Below are 18,425 nucleotides of genomic sequence, written 5' to 3' on the forward strand. Positions count from 1 at the left end.
CTGGCTAAAAAAGAGGAGTCAGGCTGTGAGCCTCATACGGAATTGCCTCAACAAGCTGGTGCGCTCGGGCCAGATTACCCGCAACGCTGCCAATTCCGCGGTGGCCCTCTATGAGGGAATGCAGGGCCGCATGGTCACGACGATGCCGCCCGCCTCGGCCGATGCCGCCGCCGCCTTGGAGGCGGCCAAGGTGATGGCGGAAGCGGCCAAGCGGAAAAAGCTCACCGTCGCCAAGAACGCGATCGCCTTTGCCGACGTCGAAGCTTACGTTCTGAACCATCCGCATTCCCGCATTGCCGGCGTGATGGGCGTGCTCACCCGCGACATCAGGGACGCCGGCCGGCTCAACGTCGAAAGCCATCGCGTCGCCGTCGAGGATTGGCTGCTCGCCAAAGCCAACACCCTCATCGAGAATTACCGCTCCAAGCTCGGCGGCCTGCGGCATGACTTCGTGGGGCCGCGCAATGTCATCAAGGAGCTGCGCGGCGTCGATACCGGCGATCAGGCGGCCAAGGAAGCCGCTGCAGCGTGGCGCGGCACAGTCGAGGCCGGCGTCAAGCGCGCCGAACAGGCGGGAATCTTCTTCCGCTCGATCGCCGAAAAGGACCAATGGCTCAATCCGCAGTTTTGGGAATCGGCGCGCGTGCGCTCCTTCGGGCTGCAGGAATTTGAGAAAGACATTTTCGAGGCGTGGCGTTCGGGCGGGCTCGAGATCGTGAACAAGGAGACCGGCGAGCTGGCAACGGATCTTGAAGTGCCTGAGATCGTGCGAATGGCGCATCAGCACATCGTCGTCAACGACAACACGGCCGCGCACGGTTCGGCCTTCAACTCTGTCATGCGCACCTTCCGATTCAAAAACGCCGACACCTGGCTCAAGCTCATGGATAAGTACGGCGTCGGCGAAGGCGGCATCTATGGAATGCTGATCAGCCACGTCCGCGGCATGGCGAACGAAATCTCCCTCGCCGAAGTGCTCGGGCCGTCCTACCAGACCAATTTCAAGCGGCTGCTCGATCTGGCGAGATATGACGACAAGGGCGGCGGCAGGCCGGACGGCCGTTTCAGCCCGTCGAAGTACAATCCCGTGCGCCTGGTCGAATCCGTCGCGGCAGCCGAACGCACCTTCAAGTGGCTGACGGGCGAGATCAATAGCGTGCAGGGTGAAACGATGGCCGGCGTCTTTGGCGCGGTGCGCAACATCGCGACGGCGGCGAATCTCGGATCCGCCGTCATCACGGCTGTTCCAGGCGACTCGGTGACGGCCGTCCTGGCTTCCGGTCATAGCGGCATATCGGCCGTTGGCGTGATGCAGCGCGCGATTGAAGGGATCGCGGGTGAAGGCCCTGAGATGCGGGCGCTCGCGGCCAGGCTCAACGTCACAGCGCACGCGGTCATCGACGGGATGCACTCCTCGCGTCGCTTCGGCGATCAGCTTGAAGTGGGCGAACGCTTTGGGCAAATCGCCTCTTTCGTGATCCGCGCGCAGGGCCTCAATTTCTGGACGACGAATCTCAAGCGGGCGTTCTCGATGGAGTTCATGGCGCACCTGGCCGAAAATTCCGGCAAGGGCTTCGATGATCTTGAGCCTGCCTTCCGGGGCTTCCTTGAGCGCTACGCATTCACGGCCGACGAATGGGATCTGGTCAGAGCGACGCCGGCATTGGAAGTCGAAGGCGCGCGGTTCTTCGATGCGGAAGGCATGGCGGATCCGGCTCTACGCAATCGGCTCATGTCGGCCATCATCGACGAGCGGCAATTCGCGGTGCTCGAATCGGGCGCCAGGGTGCGCCAGCTCACGACGGGCGGGTTGCATCGCGGCACGTTCATGGGCGAGATGGCGCGCTCGGCCGGCATGTACAAGTCGTTTGCGATCTCCATCCTGCTGACCCATGTGATGCGCCACATGACGGCGCCGGGCTCCTTCCTCAAGCGCGGCACAAATCTGTCGTTCAAGTTCCTGCTGCCGATGACGATTGCCGGCGGCGTGTCGCTGCAGGCCAAGCAGATTCTCAGCGGCAAGGATCCGCGTGACATGAGTGATCCGGGCTTCTGGCTCGATGCTTTCGTCACTGGTGGCGCCGCCGGCATCTACGGGGACTTGCTCAAGACAGCCATAGGCGGCGGGCCGCAAGAGCAACTCAGCACGCTTCTCGCTGGTCCTCCTGGACAGATTGTCGGCGCGACCGGCGATCTCACCTTTGACCAGGCGCGCAAATTCCTGACGGGCGAGGGCACCGACTTCGGCAAGACGATGGCCAGGCACATGCGCCGCTGGCTGCCGGGCTCTAACCTCTGGTACGCGCGCCTGGCGCTCGACCGCTTCGTGTTCGATGAGATCCAGGAATGGATAGATCCCAATTACAAGGCATCGTTCCGCCGGCAAGAGGAGCGGCTGCGCCGCAACACCGGACAAAAATTTTGGTGGCGCCCGGGCCACAAAGCACCAAGCCGCGCGCCTGATCTTCTATGAATGGATGACCCCGGCAAGGGAAGCTTCCGCCAGCCCTTAGAGCAGGCCTTTAGGAACGATCTTGAGGTAGCTGACTATCATCGTCGTTTCGTCGCTCAACACGCCTTTCGCGGTGTCAGCGATGGCATCCAGAACGCTTTCCCTAAAGCCCGTGGAATTCGGATCCGTATCGAAATCCACCTCGACGACCAGCGTCTTGACCCTCAAGGGCGATCCGTCATCATCGTAATCAAGTGACCACTCGAACCAAGTGCGCGACACCCCATCGATTCTCTGGAGATGCTGTCGGACAATCGCAATGTCGGGTCGCTTCTTCATTCAGGGCACCTACGGTTTCGGCGGCGGCTTCGCGGCTACGTGAAAAACAAGGTCAGCGTCCTTTTGTTGGCCGTCTATCGCAATGCCAAGGCGGTGAAAGGGATCAGCTATCCTGTGGACTTCGTCCGCGCGACCGTAGACGCGCAGTCCAGGTATGGGGTCGTCGCTGAACACGATCGCAGTCTTTTTTTCGTAGGAGATCCCAGCTTGCTGAAACACTTCACCAATGTCGGCGGCGAACCGAGTTGCCTCTGGGTCGGCGTTGTTAACCTGCAATGTCACGGGAAAAGTGATTCCAGTTAATTCATCAACCAGCTTTTTCATCTGATCGGCGGTGAGTCGTCGCCAAGCGAGGAGCTGTCTCAACCGCTCCTGTTCGAGCTTTGCAGCTTCAGCCTCCTTTTGCAGCTCAGCGGTCCGTTCGTTTGCTCGCGCGGTCTCCCTTTCCAACGTCGCGGTGCGCCATTCGGAATGCCGGCCCAGGACGCCACCAGACCAAAACTGGATAAAGGTGAACGCTACCGTTGCGATTGCGGTGATCGCTGCGATGATGCCAAAAGCGATCAAACCCCACCACGACCACGAGCTCCAGCGTGTCGCAGCGTCGAGCAGTTCGGGTGTTACGGGTGCCGGATCCACGTCACGTTCCTTTGCCGATACCATGAGCTATCGACCTCTCTCTGGCGGCCAGACTCTTCGCCCCTCCCGCCTAAGCTCCTGAATTGGTTCCATTAAGTGGAACCTCCTCCTGTGCTTGCTGAATTCGGCGATCTTTAGGGCAGTTTCGAGCAAATATCACTCAGTAACGAATTGCCACGTGTTATCAACAGCTTGTGGATAGGCCGCCTTAATTCGCTCACGATACAAAACTAGAACATGGTAGATTACCCTGAGGAAAGGTGATTCGTGCCATGTCAATTTCCTTAACTGCCCAAGACCAGGAGCTTCTTGCTCGTCGCTTCAGTATTGCCGATCCAAAATCCCTTTCGGATCTGGCTGACGAGGTGCCCGCCGATTTCGCGAAAGCAAAGCTTGAATTCGAATATGACATCCGCCCAGGCGGGCCAATCACCGACTGGTCCAAATTTGTGGTGTGTGCCCACTGCGGCACGCGTCATGGCAGAGGGTTCGTGATGAAGGCGCCAAGTGGCGCCAGATTTTTGACCGGTAAGGACTGCGGAGCGAAGATCTACCGACTCGACTTCCACGACATCGAGCAGGAGTTCGAGCACGGGAAGGCCCGACAATATGACCTTCATCGCGTGATCACATGTCTCCCACTTCTAAAGCCGGTTGGCGCTGCTCTCCAAGCCCTAGCCCAAGATATTCGCTTTCAAGAGCTGGAGGAGGTGCAGCGGCGATTCAGGTTCTGGATGACTGAGCTCTATCAGCATCTCAGGGCGGCCGCCGATCGCCCAGATCACCAGTTAGTTGTGTTCGAAGTGATCCCGGATGAACAGGGCATGCGTGAACGGGCGGCGCGCAACAAGGAGATCAGGGAAGAAAGAGCAAAGATGACAGTGACGGAGCGAAAACGCCGCTGGCAAGCAGGGCAACTTCGCAAGATAGAGGACGAGTCGAAACCTATGACCAAGCGGCAGGAGAAGACGATCATGATCCTGCGTGGCCACAATTTTTTGAAGAAATCCGTCGAAGACATTGCCAAGCTTCTCGAAGGGCGCGGCCGACTTGCCGGCTTGATGTACGGATCACTCGCCGGGCACTCGTCGCACCAACTGGACAATGCGAAGCTGGCGGAGGCCTGTCGGAAGATTCAGGAATTCGTCGAAGGGATCGACAAAATTGAACAGGATTTGCGCGATGTTCTGGTGTTCTTTGATTCCGCGCATCTTAAGGGGATAGCCGACTACGCCAGCAACACTCACGGCTGCAAAGGCAGCTATAGCGCCATGGAAGGCGGCCTGATCTTCAACCCTCGCGGTGGAGATGATCCCGCGGTTGTTGGCATACCCAAGAAGTTCGAACTTCCGAGCTTCGACTGTGTCGAGCCCCTCAGGCGCGCGCTCAGCATATCCCTTATATCGAAGGCCGCTTGACCTGTTGCGTTCTGGGGACTCAGCGCTTTTCCCGGACCATCGAAAATGCGAGGTAGGGAGCCATCAACTGCACCAACCTTGCATCGAATTCGGTGAACTTAGTGAGAAGCGATTGATTTTGGTCGGCAGCCTTCTGCCTGGCTGCTCCGCCTCGGCCGCCCTCGATCTGGCGATGTGTCGCGAGCAATGCGGCTGCGGTGTCATTGATCTCCTTCAGGCATGAAACCACCTCGGGGCCAAAGAGGAACTGCGCTCGATCGCGGGCGCGCAAGAAGGGGCTGAAGTGCTCGTTTTCTGGATACCCTTGCCGCATAACGTTGCCGATGAAGGTCACAGCCTCGACATAAACGTCGAAGCGTCGGTCAAAAAGGTTGAGGCGAAGCGCGTTGCTGGCAGTTCGCCACTGTCGGTACGCGATGAGCGCGCCAACGATCGCCAAGGCGGGGATGGAGAAGGCCTGGACGTATTGCACCCAGAGCGGAAGCGCGTTCATCGATTTCCTCGCTTCAGCCCCAGTTCCACCAGCCGGCGGATCGCTTCCGACCGGCTAGGGATGTCTGACTGAGCACGCCGCCACTCATCGATCTCGCCAAGCGGGCCTGCCTGCAACCTAACCAGGACCGGCGTCCCGGTCTCAGGAGCGCGCTTCCGTGGTGATTTCGTGATTTCATGAGTTGCTTTTGCCATGATGTCGTGATATCACGAAATCAACTTGCGGTGCAAGTCGATCTTTCCCGGTGAAAATCCGAGACAAATGGGGAATAGCAACATGACGTTCCTAGAACTGGAGACCGAATTAGGCGATGCTTACAACGCCCATTATGAGTCGAGCCTAAGGCTGCGGCGCAGCGTGAATGCAGTGCTTGCGAAGCCCGCCACCTCGCTCGATGACGTTTTGCTTAGGCGCCAGCTTCTCATGCGCATCTACGAGGCCGGCCTGATTTCCGAGAGAGAGAATCTGCTTGAATGTACCATCTAGGTGCAGCGTCGAGTCTGACGATGAAAGGCGGGCCTGATGTGGCCCGCTTATTTTTTCCGAGCCAGGCCGTCTGCGGCTCAGCTCCAATTCTCAACTTCAGGGCCGCCGCCCTCATCTACCTCACCGTTTGTGTCAATCCGGTGCCGGCGAAGGAGCCACGCCTCCACAGCCGGCCAGAACCGCTTGTTGGTGATCGCGTCACGCGGCGGGAAGCCTGGCTGAACCCGCAGCATGCTGAGCTTCTCGGTGCCGATGTTGAGCCTCTCCGCAAGCTCGGCATCGTTCAGATAGCAGCACCATTCCCGAGATCTTCGGACGGCGCGACAGCTCTGCCCGGTGTCGGAGGCTTTCACATTCGAGTCACTGCTCACGGCCGCTGCTCACAGGCACCACCGCTATCGCGACGCCGAGCGCCTCCAGAAGCGGCGGAAGCGTCAGCAGCCCCAGTGCGCGACCGCGAGAGCCGTGCCAAGCCTCGACCTTCGAGGTGTAGCCGGCAACGAGACCGGCTCGCTTATCGAGTTCGGCCTGGCTCATACCCAGCTCTTGGCGCCGCGCAGCCAACGCCTCGATCAGATCGCTGTAATTGCGGATCCTACAATCTCGCATAGCTTTTCGCGTGATGACCCGGTGATGCCGCTGGGCAATAGCATCGCAGCCCCCGCTTGGCTAGTCCCCCAAAGCGTCCCCCAGGTCTCGAAGCGGTTCAGTCTGTTGTGATCTAACTCTTTGATTTCCTTGGTGGGCGCAGTAGGACTCGAACCTACGACCCGCTGATTAAGAGTCAGCTGCTCTACCACCTGAGCTATGCGCCCGTCCCGTGAAGGAATCTGGCGAGCGGCCCCTGGCCGTCTCGCGGGCGGTTCTCTAGCAAAGCGATCCCTGTGAGTCCAGCTATATCAAAGGGATCGGTGGATAAGACAAAAAGCCGCCAGTCGGCCGCCCGCGTGCTCTTATTCAGGGGATCCCGGCTTGCGCCGGGATGACGGGTGGGGAGGGGCTGAGAGCTAGGTGCTAGGCCACTTCGTCGATCATGGCTTCGATATTGTAGCCATCAGGATCGAGGATGAAGCAGGCATAGTAATTGGGGGTGTATTCGGGGCGGGGGCCTGGTGGGCCATTGTCGCGACCGCCCGCGGCCAAGGCAGCGCGGTGGAATTCATCGACATCGGCCTTGCTTTTGACCCTGAGGGCGACATGGACGCGGGTCAGAGGCGGTTTCGTCTCCGCCTGCATGATCTCGAACAGCCCGTCATCGATGTCGAAGGCCCAGAACGTGCCTTCATCGCCGAAGGCGATGCGATAGCCCAGGCCCGCAAAGGCCTTCTCGTAGAAGAGCTTGCTCCTGGCGAGGTCGCTCACCTGAAGCGTGACATGGTCGATCATGTAGGGTCCCGAAACGAAGCTTCCCGGACCCATCATAGGCGCCAAGGCGCCCAAGGCTCAATTGCCGGGGTTCCTGCATCTGGCTGGAGCAGGGCGATGCTTTCAAGGGCATTTGCCTTGGTCGACGAAGAGCCCCCCGCCCTTCGGGCACCCGGCCCAGCCTCCGCTTGCGCTCCGGCGCTCGGCGCTCAAAAAGGTCCACTGGACCTTTTTGCCGGCTTCGCCGTCGCGCCTCGCCCCATTGCTTCGCAACGGGAGAGGGGGAAACTCGAGACAGGTCGCCAATCGCGGCTACAGAAGCTCAGGCAGCTTGCCGAGCTCGCTCTCGTCGAGATCGGATACGGCCCAGAAGGTCATGTTCGCGGCCGTCCAGGAGACGATATTGTAGCCATCGATGCGCAGATGCGACGTCATGGCGGCATCGCTTCTGGCCGGCCAGATGAACAGGCTGATCTTGTGCAGGCGCCGCATATAGACGAGGGCGGCGACCCTCCTGCCGTCGACATAATCGAGACGGCCGCCTACGAGCTTGAAGCCGTCGCCGGCGAGATCCTTGACCAAAGGCGTGTAATCGAGCCGTCCAGCAAACCAGGGCTTGACCGTATGGGTGTCGAGAGAGGCGACCTGGACGGCATTGTCCTGGAGGAGTGCCCGCATATGGGCGGCGAGAACGTCATGCGCCAGCGCCTGCTGGTCCTGGGCCCGCTCCGCCCACCACAAGGCCGCAGCGGCCGACAGGACCGCGACCATGAGCATGGCCAGAGCCGGCCGGTACCAGGAGCGCCAATATTGTCCGAGCCGGTTGCCGACCATCGCCATCAAGGCAGGCCTGGCGCGGGGCAGCGGCGCTTCCGCCGCCTCGACGGCGAGGCTCGCCTTGAGGCGATGCGTGAGATGCGCGGGCGCCGCTTCGCGCAAGGGCCCGACCTGGCGGCCGAGCTTCGCAAGCTCGCTTTGATAGCGCGCGCAATCGGCGCATTCGGCGATATGCGCGACGAGCTCGTCGCGCTCACGGGCCGCAAGCTCGCCATCGAGCAAGGGGCCGATGCGCAAGTACCGCTCTTCGTTACAGCGCATTCTTGTTCTCCTTGGCCATCAATTGCGCCAGCCGCTCGCGCAACTGGTCGCGCGCCCGGGCGAGGCGCGACATCACGGTCCCGATCGGAACCCCGGTCACTTGCGCGATCTCCTGGTAGCGCAGCTCTTCGAATTCGCGCAGCACGATCACCTCGCGAAAGGCCTCCGGCAGCTCCGCCAGAGCGCGCCTGACGAGCGCCTGCTCGGCGCGGCCGACAAGTGCGTCCTCGGGCGAGGGCGCATCGCTTGCCACCTCGAACGCAGCTTCATCGCGCTCGCGCCCCGGCGCTGCCGCCTCGAAGGAGATGACATTGCTGCGGCGCTGGCGCAAAGCCAGCCAGCGATAGGCGACATTGCGCACAATGGTGAGGAGCCAGGGCTTGATGTCGGCCCCGGCGCGCGTGTCGGCGGCACGGAAGGCGCGCAGATAAGCGTCCTGGACCACATCCTCGGCATCGGCCTGGTTGCGCAAGAGCCAGAAGGCAAGATTATAGGCGGCATCCATCAGCGGAAGCGCCTCGCGTTCGAATTCCGGCAGTGAGACCATCGACGGCCCGGGCTAGTTCCTCGTCCCTATAAGATTCCGCAGACCGTGGGTTTATTCCCGCGCCGGCGAGAAATAATCCGGGAATAACGCCAGCAGACCCTGAGTCTCCTTGGACATACGATCCCACGCCAAGGAGGCCCCATGCTCGATCTGTCACGCCGTCACTTCTTCCTGTCCGCCGCGGTCGCTACCGCCGCCTTCGGGCTCAATGCCAAGCTCCTCATCCCGTCCGCCTTTGCCGGGACGGGCATCGATCCGGAGAAGGGCTTCTACAAATACAAGGTGGGCGAGATCGAGGTGACCGCCCTCTATGACGGGATCTGGCGCAAGCCGCATGATCCCGCGTTCATCAAGAACGCCTCGGTCGCCGAGACCAAGGAGGCGTTGGCGCAAGCCGGCCTGCCGACGGACTACATGCCCATCCCGCTCACCATCGTCGTCGTCACTGTGGGCGACAGGCACATCATGGTCGATTCAGGCTCGGGCGCGCAATGGCAGCCGACGGCGGGACGGCTGCATGAGAACATGGCGAAAGCCCGGATCGATCCCGACAGAATCGAAACCATTCTCATCTCGCATTTTCATCCCGACCATATTTTCGGCCTGATGCACAAGGGCAGCAACGCGCCGTTCTTTCCCAAGGCCGAGCTCATCGTGAGCGCCACCGAATATAAATGGTGGACGGAGCCCGGCCGCGTCGACAAATTGCCGGAAGCCCGCAAGGCGCTGGGCAAGCGGATCAACGCGGTCTTCCCCAAATGGAAGAATTTCACGCTGGTCGAGGGCGAGAAGGAGGTGGCGCCGGGTGTAACGCTGGTGAGCACGCCCGGCCACACGCCCGGTCATTCCGCCTTCCTCGTGAGCTCGGGCGACCAGCAGCTCATGATCTCGAACGATGTCGCCTATGTGCCGGCGCTGCTCGCGCCCCATCCCGATTGGCAAGGCGCCTATGACCAGGACGGCCCGCTCGCCGTCCAGACCCGCAAGAGCCTCATCGACCGCATCATCGCCGACAAGCTCATGGTGTGCGGGGCGCATTTCCCGTTCCCGGGCGCCGGCAGCTTCGCCAAGGACGGCGCGGCCTATGCCTTCACGCCGGTCAGCTCTTAACCGCTAACGCGTTTTGTTTAACGCATCGGCTTATCCGAAAACCGCACACACTTTTCGGGCCGATGCTCTGGAAAGGACCTTCTCATGAAATCTCTGCGTTCCCTGATCGCCGGCACCTTCATCATCGCCGCAACCTTGCCGGCGCTCGCCGTCGACACCATGTCGAGCGCCGATGCGCCCGATCTCACCGCGGTGCGCGCCAGCATCGCGGCGAAAGACTTCAAGACCGCCATTGCCGATCTCAATGGGCTGATCCAGCAGGGCGTCCAGCATCCCGATATCTACAATCTCCTCGGCTACAGCCTGCGCAAGAGCGGCGATAAGAAGACGGCGCTCAGCTACTACCTCAAGGCGCTTGAATTCGACCCCGATCACAAGGGCGCGCTCGAATATCTGGGCGAGCTCTATATGGAAATGGGCGACATGGCGAAGGCCGAGGCGAACAGGGCGCGCCTCAAGCTGCTGTGCCCCCAAGGCTGCGAAGAGCTCGAGGACCTGAGCCACGCCATCGCGCAGGCTTCGGCGAAGACGAACTGACATGCTGGGCACGGCCGAGATCCTGGCGGTGGCTGTCGTCGGTCTCGGCCTCGCCGCGGCCTTCTGGGTGGAAACGCGCTTGATCCTGCGACCGCGATTCGTCACCGCGCAAAAGCCGGAAACAAGCGCGGGGCAGGAGGCATGGATGCACGAGTTGAAACCCTGGGGCGATCTCATGGGCCGCCTGCTGCTGGCGCAATTGTTCATCATCGAAGGATTGAGCAAGCTCGGCGACTATGCGGCGGCCCAGGCCTATGTGAGCCATTACGGCCTCCCGGCGCTGCTTCTGCCGCCCGCCATCGCCACCGAGATCGGGGGCGGGCTCCTGATCGCGCTGGGCTGGCGGACGCGCCTCGTCGCCTTGGCGCTTGCCGGATTTTGCCTGGCCACGGCGGTGGTCTTTCACACGGATTTCGGCAATCGCGGCCAGCTCATCCATCTCGAGAAGGATTTGGCCCTTGCCGGCGCCTTTCTGCTTCTGTGGGTGCGGGGCGCCGGCCTTTTTTCCCTAGATGGCCGCGGGAAGAGGAAACCACGAAGCATTCGTTAATTCGACTGCCGGCTGCCCCTCTGGTAGTCTCGGCTAGGAATGGTTACCGCGCATATCTTCGTCATTCCCGCTTTGGCGGCTGCCGTCTCCACCTTCACGGCGGCGACCGAGAGCACGCGCCCGCCGGACTTCGCCTGGCCCGTCGAGGGCAAGGTCATCGATGACGACGACGGTAAACGGAGCCCGGCCAGCACCCAAGGTGTCGACATCCTGGTGCCCGTGGGAACCGAGGTCAGGGCGAGCCTCGCCGGGACGGTGATCTATGCCGGCAATGGCGTCCAATCCTACGGCAATCTGATCCTCATCCGCCATGAGGGCGGCTGGGTGACCGTCTATGGCCACAATAGCGAGCTCTTCGTCAATCGCGGCGAGAAGGTCCAGGCAGGCGACGTCATCGCCAAGAGCGGCATGTCGGGCTTCGTGGCGCGCCCGGAACTGCATTTCGAGATCCGAAAAAAGCAATCGCCATGGAACCCGGCGGAGTTCCTGCCGCTTCTCAAACTACAGGAACCCGAAGGCCCCTGACCGGTGCGGCAGCTCATGAAGGTCGTGACCCATAGATTCACCGATGACGGCGACATCCCCAATCATCCGCATTGGCCAATGATCGTCTATCAAGAGGTGTTGAGCGAAACGGAAGCCGATGCGGCAGCGGCCTTCGAGGCGATCTTCGCCCGCCATGGCTGGGGCGATGGCTGGCGCAATGGCATCTTCGCCTTCCCGCACTACCATTCCAATGCCCATGAGGTCTTAGGCATTGCTCAGGGTGAAGCGATCGTGCGCTTCGGAGGAAATACCGGGCGAGAGTTCAAGGTCAGGAAGGGCGATGCGGTGCTGTTGCCCGCGGGAACCGGGCATCAGCGCCTGCTCGCCAGTGCCGATCTCCTGGTCATCGGCGCTTATCCGCCAGGTCCCGGCCGCGACCTCATGCGCTCAGGCGAGCCCGACAAGGCGCTCATCCGGGAGCGGGTACGGAAAGTTCCCAAGCCCGTCACCGATCCCCTCGCCGGAAAGGACGGGCCTTTGATCTCATTGTGGGAGTTGCAGGCTTCCAACGCCTGAAAAGGCCGGTTCCAAAGGGTTTTTGCATATCGGGGCGGCCCGCTTTCGCGGCAGCCCTTGGAAATAGGATTCACATTGATGCCAGGATGAAATGGGATTTGAGACCACGTCAAGAATAGGGGGCATTTGTTCTTCGCTCGTTTTCGCAAGGGCCCATTTCCGTTCAAGAAACAGGAACCTTCGTTCCTCATTTAATCCTGACGTGGTTTTTGGTACTGTCCTTGGGCATTGGCTGAATGGGATTCTTCGCAAGGCCAAACGTCATGCGGGGATCAAGGACGAGAAGTCATCCAACTCATGGACTGACGTTCGAGCGGTATTCCGTGTCCGTTCCGTCCGTGTTGCTGCCCTTAGGTCATATAATCAGATAATCAGGCAATTGTGACGAACGAGGACACTCGGCCCCCTACTTAGGACAGCAGCGCGTGACCAGGGCTGCGTCGCCGCCGCCATGACCGGTTTAAACCCGGCCATCCATGCGGCCATGAAGTTTTCGGGCGATCTCGCGCTCGGCGATCTCCTCGATCTGCCGCCGCTCGACGCCGATGTCGCGCAGCTGGCGGTCGGAAAGCTGCTCCAGCTCGTTGACGGCCTTGAAGCGCAGAAGCGGCTCGCCGAGCCGGGCAAGAGCGCGCTTGAAGAGACTGACGGCGACAGGCTCGCGGGCCTGGCGGAGGGGGAAACCGGTGGAGTTCGACATGGTGGTGACCTTTCAGGAATACTTGAAGCTAATGTGATGATGGATAGATAGGGCATTGTATTTCCTTGAACAAACGACTAGTTTTCATCCCATCTGTTAGAGATTTTTGAAGATCGGCACCGCCATGCGCTTCCTCCCCGGAACCGGTTCGCTCAAAGTCTTCGAGGCCGCGGGCCGCCAGCTCAACTTCACCCGCGCGGCGCAGGAGCTCAATGTGACGCCCGCCGCCGTCAGCCATCAGATCAAGGAGTTCGAGGACCAGCTCGGTCTGAGACTCATCGAGCGCACCAGCCGCTCGATGCGGCTCACCGAAGCGGGGCACATCCTCCATGCCGCCGTCGGCGAGGCGCTGGGCGGCCTCAACCGCGCGCTCGTGCGCATGGACAAGAGCCGCGACACGGCACGGCTCAGGGTCTCAGCCTCGACATCGGTCGCGGCCAAATGGCTGGTGCCGCGGCTCGACGATTATATGAAGCTCAACCCGAGCGTCGAAGTTCAGCTCGATGTCTCGGACCGGGTGCGCGATTTCGAGCGCGATGACATCGACGTCGCGATCCGCTTCGGCAACGGCAATTATCCGGGAGCCCGCGCCGACCGCCTGTTCGACAACACGATCTTTCCTGTCTGCAGCCCGGCGCTGCTCGCCTCGAAGAAGCCGCTGAAACATCCGCGTGACCTGTTGCAGCACCGCCTGATCCATGTCGAATGGAGCGGGCAAGGGATCACCTGGCCCAATTGGCGCATGTGGATGCTGGCCGCGGGGGTGAGCGACTATGTCGAGGCGGGCGGCCTCTATCTCGACAATTCCGGCCTCGCGCTGCAGGCGGCCGTCGACGGCCAGGGCGTGGCGCTCGGCGATTCATCGCTCGTTTCCGACGATCTCGCCGCCGGGCGGCTGGTGCAGCCCTTCGCGCTCACCATCAAGGGGCCGCCGCAATTCGCCTATTACATCATCTCGCCCGCCGAGACGCAGGACGACGCCCTGATCAAGTCGTTCAGGGAGTGGATCCTCGCCGAGGCGGCGCGGACGCCCTTGGTGAAATGACGACGGCGATCTTCTGAGCCGCGCCGCTGGTAATGGCCGCGAGGACGGAAGGATCGGTGATGGCGCCAGCATAGCCGTTCCGCTGGAAGGCGATCTCGCTGTCGTCGATCGAGCCCGACGCATCGGCAAGGAGGACGAGCTCGAGATCGACATTCTGCGCCCTGGCCGGGATGGTGCAAAGCAGGGCAAGAATGACGATGGTGACGAAGCGCATAGCGGCTACTATGGGCAGGCGAGTCGAGGGCGTCCAATTACAGCGCGTTGAAGGGGCTGAAGCGGAGTCCGATGCATGCATTTACGCTGATCATCATCTGCCGGGACGAGCATGATGAAGCTGATTTCCAGGCGATTGCACAGAAAGTGGCCGAGCAGGCGCCGGATATAAGACCGGTCGTGCTCAGGGCCGGGTCGGGCAAGCTGCCATCCGGCGATCTGTGGTCGAGGCCGGTGCTGATCGTCGCGTTCAGAAGTACATTCAAGCTCGTGCCGCAACGCGGCACGGTCCTGCGCGTCAGGCCCGTCTACAAGACCGAACAATACGAGCTGTTCCTCAAGGCCGGCCTCAACACGCCGAAGACCGGCGTGTTCAAGTTCGGTATGAAGCCCGATCCGGCGGAGTGGAGCAACTATGTCATCCTGAAGCCCCTCAGGATCAATTCCCACGGCCTCGGCGTCCATCTGGTGCGCACCAGGCGTGTCCCCGCTCTTGCCCCCGATCTGTTCAAGGCCGGCCATCCGATCCACAGGGATGTCTATTTGATCCAGCAATTCATCGACACCGGCGACTATCCAACTCATTTCCGGGTGGAGACGCTGCTCGGCGAGGCGCTGTGCTGCCGCACGATTTTCTCCTCGCGCAAGCGGCCCTCGCTTTTCGCCAGCGACAGGATGCTTCTCAACGGCGCGATGGCGAGCAATGCCGCCATCACGAGCGCGAACAAGACGGCGCCAGCAAGGGATGACGAGGTGATCGCCTTTGCCCGTCAGATGGACCGTGCCATCGCCGATTGCCCGGTCAAGGGCTGCGATGTGCTGAGAGAAGTCGGAACCGGCAAGCTTTACGCGCTCGAATGCAATACGCGCGGCAAGAGTTGGGCGTTCAGCTCACCCGATGGCGACAATGCCCGCCAGGCCTTCGGCAGCAAGCAGGCCATGATCGACCATCTGGGTGCCTGGGACGCGGCGGCCAGGGGGTTCATCGAACGCACGCGCGCCGATGCCCGCTAGAGCGACGGGCGTTCTCATAGAATCGCCCCGATGCGTTAGACCGCGTTGAACAGGCCGCCGTCGACGAGAATGCTCTGGCCGGTGATATAGCCGGCCTGGACCGAGCACAGGAAAGCGCAGATCTCGCCGATCTCGCTCGCTTCGCCGAAACGCTTCATCGGCACCGTCGCCTTGCGCTCGGCCGCCATCTCGGCTTCGCTCTTGCCTTGCATCGTCGCCATGCGGCCGGTCGAATTGCGTAAGCGGTCGGTATCGAACATGCCGGGCAACAGATGGTTCACGGTGATGTTGTGCCGGGCGAGATCGCGGGCAGGGCCCGCCATGAAGGCGGTCAGTCCGGCTCGCGCGCCGGAGGAAAGATCGAGACCCAGTATCGGCATCTTCACCGACATCGAGGTGATGTTGACGATGCGGCCGAAGCTCCGGCGCTGCATGGCGGGAACGACGCGCTGGATGAGCTCGATCGGCGTCACCATGTTCTGGACCACCCCATTGAGCAGCGCATCGCGGTCGAGCTCACGGAAATCCTTGAGCGGCGGACCGCCATTGTTGTTGACCAGGATGTCGGGCTCGGGCGCCGCGGCGAGGAGGGCGTCCTGGCCCGCACGCGTGCCGACATCGGCGGCAACCGCGGTGACCTTGGCGCCCGTCGCCTTCACGATCTCATCGCGCGCGGCGGCGAGCACGGCTTCGTCACGGCCATTGATGACGACGCTGACGCCTTCGCGCGCCAATGACAAAGCGCAGGCCTTGCCGAGCCCCCGGCTCGATGCGCAGACAATGGCGGTGCGGCCCTTCAATCCCAGATCCATCTCATGCTCCAACAAAAAACCCGGCTTGTGGCCGGGTTCTCGCATGATGCGCTTGAAGGTTCAATCAGGATTGCTGTTCGATGCATTGTTTGCGCATCGGATTATCCGAAAACCGCTTCACACTTTTCGGTCCGATGCGCTACGCTCTCCCATGAAGCGCTCGAATTCCTCGCGATCACGGGCGTCGCGCAGGCGGTTGAGATAGTCGGCAAATTCGGCCTGCTCGGCCTCGAGCCGGCGCAAGGTCTCGGCTTTGTAGGCGTCGAAGGCGGCATTGCCAGACCCTTTGGGGGCGCTTCTCGCACCGAAGGTCTCGCGCAGGCGGCGCGCGCCGTCATCGGCCAGCGTATCGATGGGGCCGGCCCACAGGACGTAAGCCAGGGCGGCAAGGCCCAGAGGCCACCAGACGATGAAGCCCGCGACGACAGCGAGAATGCTGAGCGGCGTCCAGCGGCCGTGGCGGGTTTGCGATGATGTCATGGAACACCTCCGATCCAATTGTATGGGTACATAATTTGGGAGGACGCGGCGTGCATTCAAGGGTGAAATGGTGGCGCCCATCAGCGGAATCCGCTAAGGAGCAGCCGCCATGACCCAAATTCCCTCCATCGATGAGGTCCTTCAGGCGCGCGAGCGCCTCAAGGGCCATGCCGTCGTGACGCCGTTGATCGAATCGCCCACCCTCAACGCGCTCAGCCAAGGCCGGGTGCTGATCAAAGCGGAGTGCCTGCAGCGCACCGGCTCGTTCAAATTCCGCGGCGCCTGGAACTGCATATCGCGCCTCGACCCCGACAAGGCGAAGGGCGGTGTCGTCGCCTATTCGTCGGGCAATCACGCGCAAGGTGTGGCCGCCGCGGCGCAGATGATGAAGCTGCCGGCGCTCATCGTGATGCCTGAGGACACGCCCGAGATCAAGAAAGCCAATACCCGCGCCTATGGCGCGGTGATCGTGACCTATGACCGCAACCGGGAAGATCGCGAGGAGATCGCCAACGGAATAGCGCGCGAGCGTGGCGCCGTCATCGTGCCGCCCTTCGAGCATGCCGAGATCATCGCCGGCCAAGGCACCTCGGGGCTCGAGGCGATCGAGCAGGCGGCGGAGCGCGATGCCCGCCTCGATGCGGTGCTGATCCCGGCGGGGGGCGGCGGGCTCACCGCCGGCAATACACTCGCCTTTTCGGCGAAGTCGCCCGCGACCGAGGTCCACACGGTCGAGCCTGAAGGTTTCGACGATCACGCCCGCTCGCTCGAGAGCGGCAAGCGCGAGCGCAATGCTAAGGCCTCGGGCTCGATCTGCGATGCGCTTCTGTCGCCGGCGCCGGGCGAGCTCACCTTCGCCATCAATCAGCCGCGGCTCGCCCAGGGCCTCGTGGTGAGCGAAGCGGAAGTGAAACGCGCCATGGTCTTCGCTTTCGAGCACCTCAAGCTCGTGATCGAGCCGGGCGGCGCCGTCGGCCTTGCGGCGGTCCTCGCCGGCAAGATCCCGACGCGAGGCCGCAGCATCGCCGTCATCGCCTCGGGCGGCAATGTCGATCCGGCGTTCTTCGCGGAAGTCCTCAAGGGCCGCTAGCTCCCCACCAGCGGAGCACGCGGAGCGCCTTGAGAGTCACCCAGCGCGAAGGCTTGCCCGGCCCGTCATCGACCTCGAACCATTCCCGTCCCGGCAGGCTCCAGTCGAGGAGCCAGGTGCCGTCTTCCCGGCGTTTCGAACGGACATGGTCGATGGCCTCGCTCAGTCGCGGATCGGGAGCGGCGCCGTCGAGGAGCGCCGAGGCGCGGAAATAATCGAGCGCCCGCAAGACGTCGTAACGCCAGCGGTTCGGGTGCAGGAACTGGAGAAACCGCTCGTCTGCGGGCTCGCCCGTCCCGAGACGGCGGAAGAGTCGGCGCTCGAGCAGATAGGCCTCGCCCGACCGGCGCGCTTCGCGCGAGCGGGGCGTGCCCTGGGCCGCCTTCTCGTATTCGAGCAAGCCTTCCAGCACGTTGATCGTGCTGGCGAATGACGAGCGCTGGGAACCGTTGATCCGCTCGCAGTTCCAGCCGCCATCGGCAAGACGCTCGCCCGCCAGCCGGTCGACAATGGACGAGACGTCGATGTCGAAATAGGCGCCGTCGGCGACGGTGCGGCCGTTGATGCATTCCTCGATCTCGCCCTCCCAGAAGGGTTGCCCGCCCTCATCCCAATGCGAATGGACGCCGATCAGCTCGACGGTTCGCCGGGCGCGGTTGGAGGACGGATCGAGGCCGAATTCGCGCAGCTGCGTCAGGGAAAAGCTCGTGGCCGTCCAGGGCTGACCGCGCTCGCGCCATTCGCGCGGGTCGAAACCGGCCGGGATAAAGGCGCCGCCCGCCCATTGACCGTCCGCATCCTGATGCGAAAGGAGGCGCGCGCCCCAGCCCTCGGTTTCCACCTTGGCCCGCTCCGCCTGCCACCGTGCCGGCGAAGCGTCGAGCAGGTCGCGCATCACCTGCCACCTTATCGATGGGTCGCTGTCGAGAAGCCAGTCGATCACCGCGGCAGAGTGGGCCATGCGCGTCTCTCCGA

At 62.2% G+C, this 18,425-nt stretch carries 23 protein-coding genes and 1 tRNA gene; 11 read left to right on the forward strand and 13 right to left on the reverse strand.

What is annotated here, in order from left to right; all coding sequences use genetic code 11:
- Positions 1-25 precede the first annotated feature (25 nt).
- Positions 26-2,473, forward strand: coding sequence for a hypothetical protein (locus tag DS839_RS00775; RefSeq protein WP_119268376.1), 2,448 nt, complete (start codon positions 26-28; stop codon positions 2,471-2,473).
- 36 nt (positions 2,474-2,509) lie between these two features.
- On the opposite strand, the gene DS839_RS00780 is transcribed toward DS839_RS00775, so the two are convergent.
- Positions 2,510-2,791 carry a hypothetical protein gene (locus DS839_RS00780; protein WP_119268377.1) on the reverse strand — a complete coding sequence of 94 codons (282 nt, stop codon included), beginning with the start codon at positions 2,789-2,791 and terminating at the stop codon, positions 2,510-2,512.
- A 9-nt stretch (positions 2,792-2,800) separates the two neighbouring features.
- A complete protein-coding gene (locus DS839_RS00785) occupies positions 2,801-3,430 on the reverse strand; it encodes a hypothetical protein (RefSeq protein WP_162918206.1) in 630 nt (209 codons plus the stop codon).
- A 272-nt stretch (positions 3,431-3,702) separates the two neighbouring features.
- Between DS839_RS00785 and DS839_RS00790 the strand changes: the two genes are divergently transcribed.
- The gene (locus tag DS839_RS00790) at positions 3,703-4,848 is read left to right on the forward strand and encodes a hypothetical protein (protein WP_119268379.1); all 1,146 of its coding nucleotides are present in this window, start codon (positions 3,703-3,705) and stop codon (positions 4,846-4,848) included.
- A gap of 19 nt (positions 4,849-4,867) precedes the next feature.
- Here the strand turns inward: DS839_RS00790 and DS839_RS00795 are convergent, their stop codons facing one another.
- The gene (locus tag DS839_RS00795; RefSeq protein WP_119268380.1) at positions 4,868-5,341 is read right to left on the reverse strand and encodes a hypothetical protein; all 474 of its coding nucleotides are present in this window, start codon (positions 5,339-5,341) and stop codon (positions 4,868-4,870) included.
- A 276-nt stretch (positions 5,342-5,617) separates the two neighbouring features.
- On the opposite strand from DS839_RS00795, the gene DS839_RS00805 reads away from it, so the two are divergent.
- A complete protein-coding gene (locus DS839_RS00805; RefSeq protein ID WP_162918207.1) occupies positions 5,618-5,827 on the forward strand; it encodes a hypothetical protein in 210 nt (69 codons plus the stop codon).
- 360 nt (positions 5,828-6,187) lie between these two features.
- Here DS839_RS00805 and DS839_RS00815 read toward each other — a convergent pair whose 3' ends face one another.
- The 5 genes from DS839_RS00815 to DS839_RS00835 all read right to left on the reverse strand — a co-directional run bounded on the left by DS839_RS00815 (position 6,188) and on the right by DS839_RS00835 (position 8,837).
- Positions 6,188-6,364, reverse strand: a complete 177-nt coding sequence (locus DS839_RS00815) for a hypothetical protein (RefSeq protein ID WP_162918208.1) — start codon at positions 6,362-6,364, stop codon at positions 6,188-6,190.
- Positions 6,365-6,566: 202 nt separating this feature from the next.
- Positions 6,567-6,642 (reverse strand) — tRNA-Lys (locus DS839_RS00820).
- A gap of 199 nt (positions 6,643-6,841) precedes the next feature.
- Positions 6,842-7,213 (reverse strand): VOC family protein, encoded by a 372-nt coding sequence (locus DS839_RS00825; protein ID WP_119268825.1) that lies wholly within the window; start codon positions 7,211-7,213, stop codon positions 6,842-6,844.
- A 291-nt stretch (positions 7,214-7,504) separates the two neighbouring features.
- A complete protein-coding gene (locus tag DS839_RS00830) occupies positions 7,505-8,290 on the reverse strand; it encodes an anti-sigma factor family protein (protein ID WP_119268384.1) in 786 nt (261 codons plus the stop codon).
- Positions 8,280-8,837 carry a sigma-70 family RNA polymerase sigma factor gene (locus DS839_RS00835; RefSeq protein WP_119268385.1) on the reverse strand — a complete coding sequence of 186 codons (558 nt, stop codon included), beginning with the start codon at positions 8,835-8,837 and terminating at the stop codon, positions 8,280-8,282. Before DS839_RS00835 ends, DS839_RS00830 begins: the two co-directional genes overlap by 11 nt.
- Positions 8,838-8,978: 141 nt before the next feature.
- On the opposite strand from DS839_RS00835, the gene DS839_RS00840 reads away from it, so the two are divergent.
- The 5 genes from DS839_RS00840 to DS839_RS00860 all read left to right on the forward strand — a co-directional run bounded on the left by DS839_RS00840 (position 8,979) and on the right by DS839_RS00860 (position 12,096).
- Positions 8,979-9,947, forward strand: a complete 969-nt coding sequence (locus DS839_RS00840) for an MBL fold metallo-hydrolase (protein ID WP_119268386.1) — start codon at positions 8,979-8,981, stop codon at positions 9,945-9,947.
- Between the two features lie 84 nt (positions 9,948-10,031).
- Complete coding sequence (locus tag DS839_RS00845) at positions 10,032-10,484, forward strand: tetratricopeptide repeat protein (RefSeq protein ID WP_119268387.1); 453 nt, start codon at positions 10,032-10,034, stop codon at positions 10,482-10,484.
- A gap of 1 nt (position 10,485) precedes the next feature.
- Entirely contained in the window at positions 10,486-11,034 is a 549-nt protein-coding gene (locus tag DS839_RS00850) for a DoxX family protein (protein ID WP_368910989.1), read from the forward strand.
- A 39-nt stretch (positions 11,035-11,073) separates the two neighbouring features.
- Complete coding sequence (locus DS839_RS00855; protein ID WP_119268388.1) at positions 11,074-11,559, forward strand: murein hydrolase activator EnvC family protein; 486 nt, start codon at positions 11,074-11,076, stop codon at positions 11,557-11,559.
- A gap of 24 nt (positions 11,560-11,583) precedes the next feature.
- Positions 11,584-12,096 carry a cupin domain-containing protein gene (locus DS839_RS00860; RefSeq protein WP_368910991.1) on the forward strand — a complete coding sequence of 171 codons (513 nt, stop codon included), beginning with the start codon at positions 11,584-11,586 and terminating at the stop codon, positions 12,094-12,096.
- 460 nt (positions 12,097-12,556) lie between these two features.
- Here the strand turns inward: DS839_RS00860 and DS839_RS00865 are convergent, their stop codons facing one another.
- A complete protein-coding gene (locus DS839_RS00865; RefSeq protein WP_119268390.1) occupies positions 12,557-12,796 on the reverse strand; it encodes a DUF1127 domain-containing protein in 240 nt (79 codons plus the stop codon).
- A 106-nt stretch (positions 12,797-12,902) separates the two neighbouring features.
- On the opposite strand from DS839_RS00865, the gene gcvA reads away from it, so the two are divergent.
- Complete coding sequence (gene gcvA, locus DS839_RS00870; RefSeq protein WP_368910993.1) at positions 12,903-13,841, forward strand: transcriptional regulator GcvA; 939 nt, start codon at positions 12,903-12,905, stop codon at positions 13,839-13,841.
- Here the strand turns inward: gcvA and DS839_RS00875 are convergent.
- Positions 13,792-14,055 carry a DUF1194 domain-containing protein gene (locus DS839_RS00875; RefSeq protein ID WP_368910995.1) on the reverse strand — a complete coding sequence of 88 codons (264 nt, stop codon included), beginning with the start codon at positions 14,053-14,055 and terminating at the stop codon, positions 13,792-13,794. The genes gcvA and DS839_RS00875 overlap by 50 nt on opposite strands.
- Before the next feature lie 71 nt (positions 14,056-14,126).
- Between DS839_RS00875 and DS839_RS00880 the strand changes: the two genes are divergently transcribed.
- Entirely contained in the window at positions 14,127-15,068 is a 942-nt protein-coding gene (locus DS839_RS00880; RefSeq protein WP_119268391.1) for an ATP-grasp domain-containing protein, read from the forward strand.
- A gap of 35 nt (positions 15,069-15,103) precedes the next feature.
- Here DS839_RS00880 and DS839_RS00885 read toward each other — a convergent pair whose 3' ends face one another.
- Positions 15,104-15,880, reverse strand: a complete 777-nt coding sequence (locus tag DS839_RS00885) for an SDR family oxidoreductase (RefSeq protein ID WP_119268392.1) — start codon at positions 15,878-15,880, stop codon at positions 15,104-15,106.
- A gap of 117 nt (positions 15,881-15,997) precedes the next feature.
- A complete protein-coding gene (locus tag DS839_RS00890) occupies positions 15,998-16,360 on the reverse strand; it encodes a DUF2852 domain-containing protein (protein WP_119268393.1) in 363 nt (120 codons plus the stop codon).
- A 109-nt stretch (positions 16,361-16,469) separates the two neighbouring features.
- Here DS839_RS00890 and DS839_RS00895 point away from each other — a divergent pair, with 109 nt between their 5' ends.
- Positions 16,470-17,450, forward strand: a complete 981-nt coding sequence (locus DS839_RS00895; RefSeq protein ID WP_119268394.1) for a threonine ammonia-lyase — start codon at positions 16,470-16,472, stop codon at positions 17,448-17,450.
- Here DS839_RS00895 and DS839_RS00900 read toward each other — a convergent pair.
- Entirely contained in the window at positions 17,437-18,411 is a 975-nt protein-coding gene (locus DS839_RS00900; RefSeq protein ID WP_119268395.1) for a squalene cyclase, read from the reverse strand. The two genes, DS839_RS00895 and DS839_RS00900, sit on opposite strands and share 14 nt — an antisense overlap.
- Between the last annotated feature and the right edge of the window lie 14 nt (positions 18,412-18,425).

It is taken from the genome of Taklimakanibacter deserti (genome assembly GCA_003574785.1).

What these genes read in the sequence shown, in the direction of transcription:
- DS839_RS00780 (WP_119268377.1), bottom strand. Translation starts at nt 2,791, where the DNA reads ATGAAGAAGCGACCCGACATTGCGATTGTCCGACAGCATCTCCAGAGA.
- DS839_RS00790 (WP_119268379.1), top strand. Translation starts at nt 3,703, where the DNA reads ATGTCAATTTCCTTAACTGCCCAAGACCAGGAGCTTCTTGCTCGTCGC.
- DS839_RS00795 (WP_119268380.1), bottom strand. Translation starts at nt 5,341, where the DNA reads ATGAACGCGCTTCCGCTCTGGGTGCAATACGTCCAGGCCTTCTCCATC.
- DS839_RS00805 (WP_162918207.1), top strand. Translation starts at nt 5,618, where the DNA reads ATGACGTTCCTAGAACTGGAGACCGAATTAGGCGATGCTTACAACGCC.
- DS839_RS00815 (WP_162918208.1), bottom strand. Translation starts at nt 6,364, where the DNA reads ATGAGCCAGGCCGAACTCGATAAGCGAGCCGGTCTCGTTGCCGGCTAC.
- DS839_RS00825 (WP_119268825.1), bottom strand. Translation starts at nt 7,213, where the DNA reads ATGATCGACCATGTCACGCTTCAGGTGAGCGACCTCGCCAGGAGCAAG.
- DS839_RS00830 (WP_119268384.1), bottom strand. Translation starts at nt 8,290, where the DNA reads ATGCGCTGTAACGAAGAGCGGTACTTGCGCATCGGCCCCTTGCTCGAT.
- DS839_RS00835 (WP_119268385.1), bottom strand. Translation starts at nt 8,837, where the DNA reads ATGGTCTCACTGCCGGAATTCGAACGCGAGGCGCTTCCGCTGATGGAT.
- DS839_RS00840 (WP_119268386.1), top strand. Translation starts at nt 8,979, where the DNA reads ATGCTCGATCTGTCACGCCGTCACTTCTTCCTGTCCGCCGCGGTCGCT.
- DS839_RS00845 (WP_119268387.1), top strand. Translation starts at nt 10,032, where the DNA reads ATGAAATCTCTGCGTTCCCTGATCGCCGGCACCTTCATCATCGCCGCA.
- DS839_RS00850 (WP_368910989.1), top strand. Translation starts at nt 10,486, where the DNA reads ATGCTGGGCACGGCCGAGATCCTGGCGGTGGCTGTCGTCGGTCTCGGC.
- DS839_RS00855 (WP_119268388.1), top strand. Translation starts at nt 11,074, where the DNA reads ATGGTTACCGCGCATATCTTCGTCATTCCCGCTTTGGCGGCTGCCGTC.
- DS839_RS00865 (WP_119268390.1), bottom strand. Translation starts at nt 12,796, where the DNA reads ATGTCGAACTCCACCGGTTTCCCCCTCCGCCAGGCCCGCGAGCCTGTC.
- DS839_RS00875 (WP_368910995.1), bottom strand. Translation starts at nt 14,055, where the DNA reads ATGCGCTTCGTCACCATCGTCATTCTTGCCCTGCTTTGCACCATCCCG.
- DS839_RS00880 (WP_119268391.1), top strand. Translation starts at nt 14,127, where the DNA reads ATGCATGCATTTACGCTGATCATCATCTGCCGGGACGAGCATGATGAA.
- DS839_RS00885 (WP_119268392.1), bottom strand. Translation starts at nt 15,880, where the DNA reads ATGGATCTGGGATTGAAGGGCCGCACCGCCATTGTCTGCGCATCGAGC.
- DS839_RS00890 (WP_119268393.1), bottom strand. Translation starts at nt 16,360, where the DNA reads ATGACATCATCGCAAACCCGCCACGGCCGCTGGACGCCGCTCAGCATT.
- DS839_RS00895 (WP_119268394.1), top strand. Translation starts at nt 16,470, where the DNA reads ATGACCCAAATTCCCTCCATCGATGAGGTCCTTCAGGCGCGCGAGCGC.
- DS839_RS00900 (WP_119268395.1), bottom strand. Translation starts at nt 18,411, where the DNA reads ATGGCCCACTCTGCCGCGGTGATCGACTGGCTTCTCGACAGCGACCCA.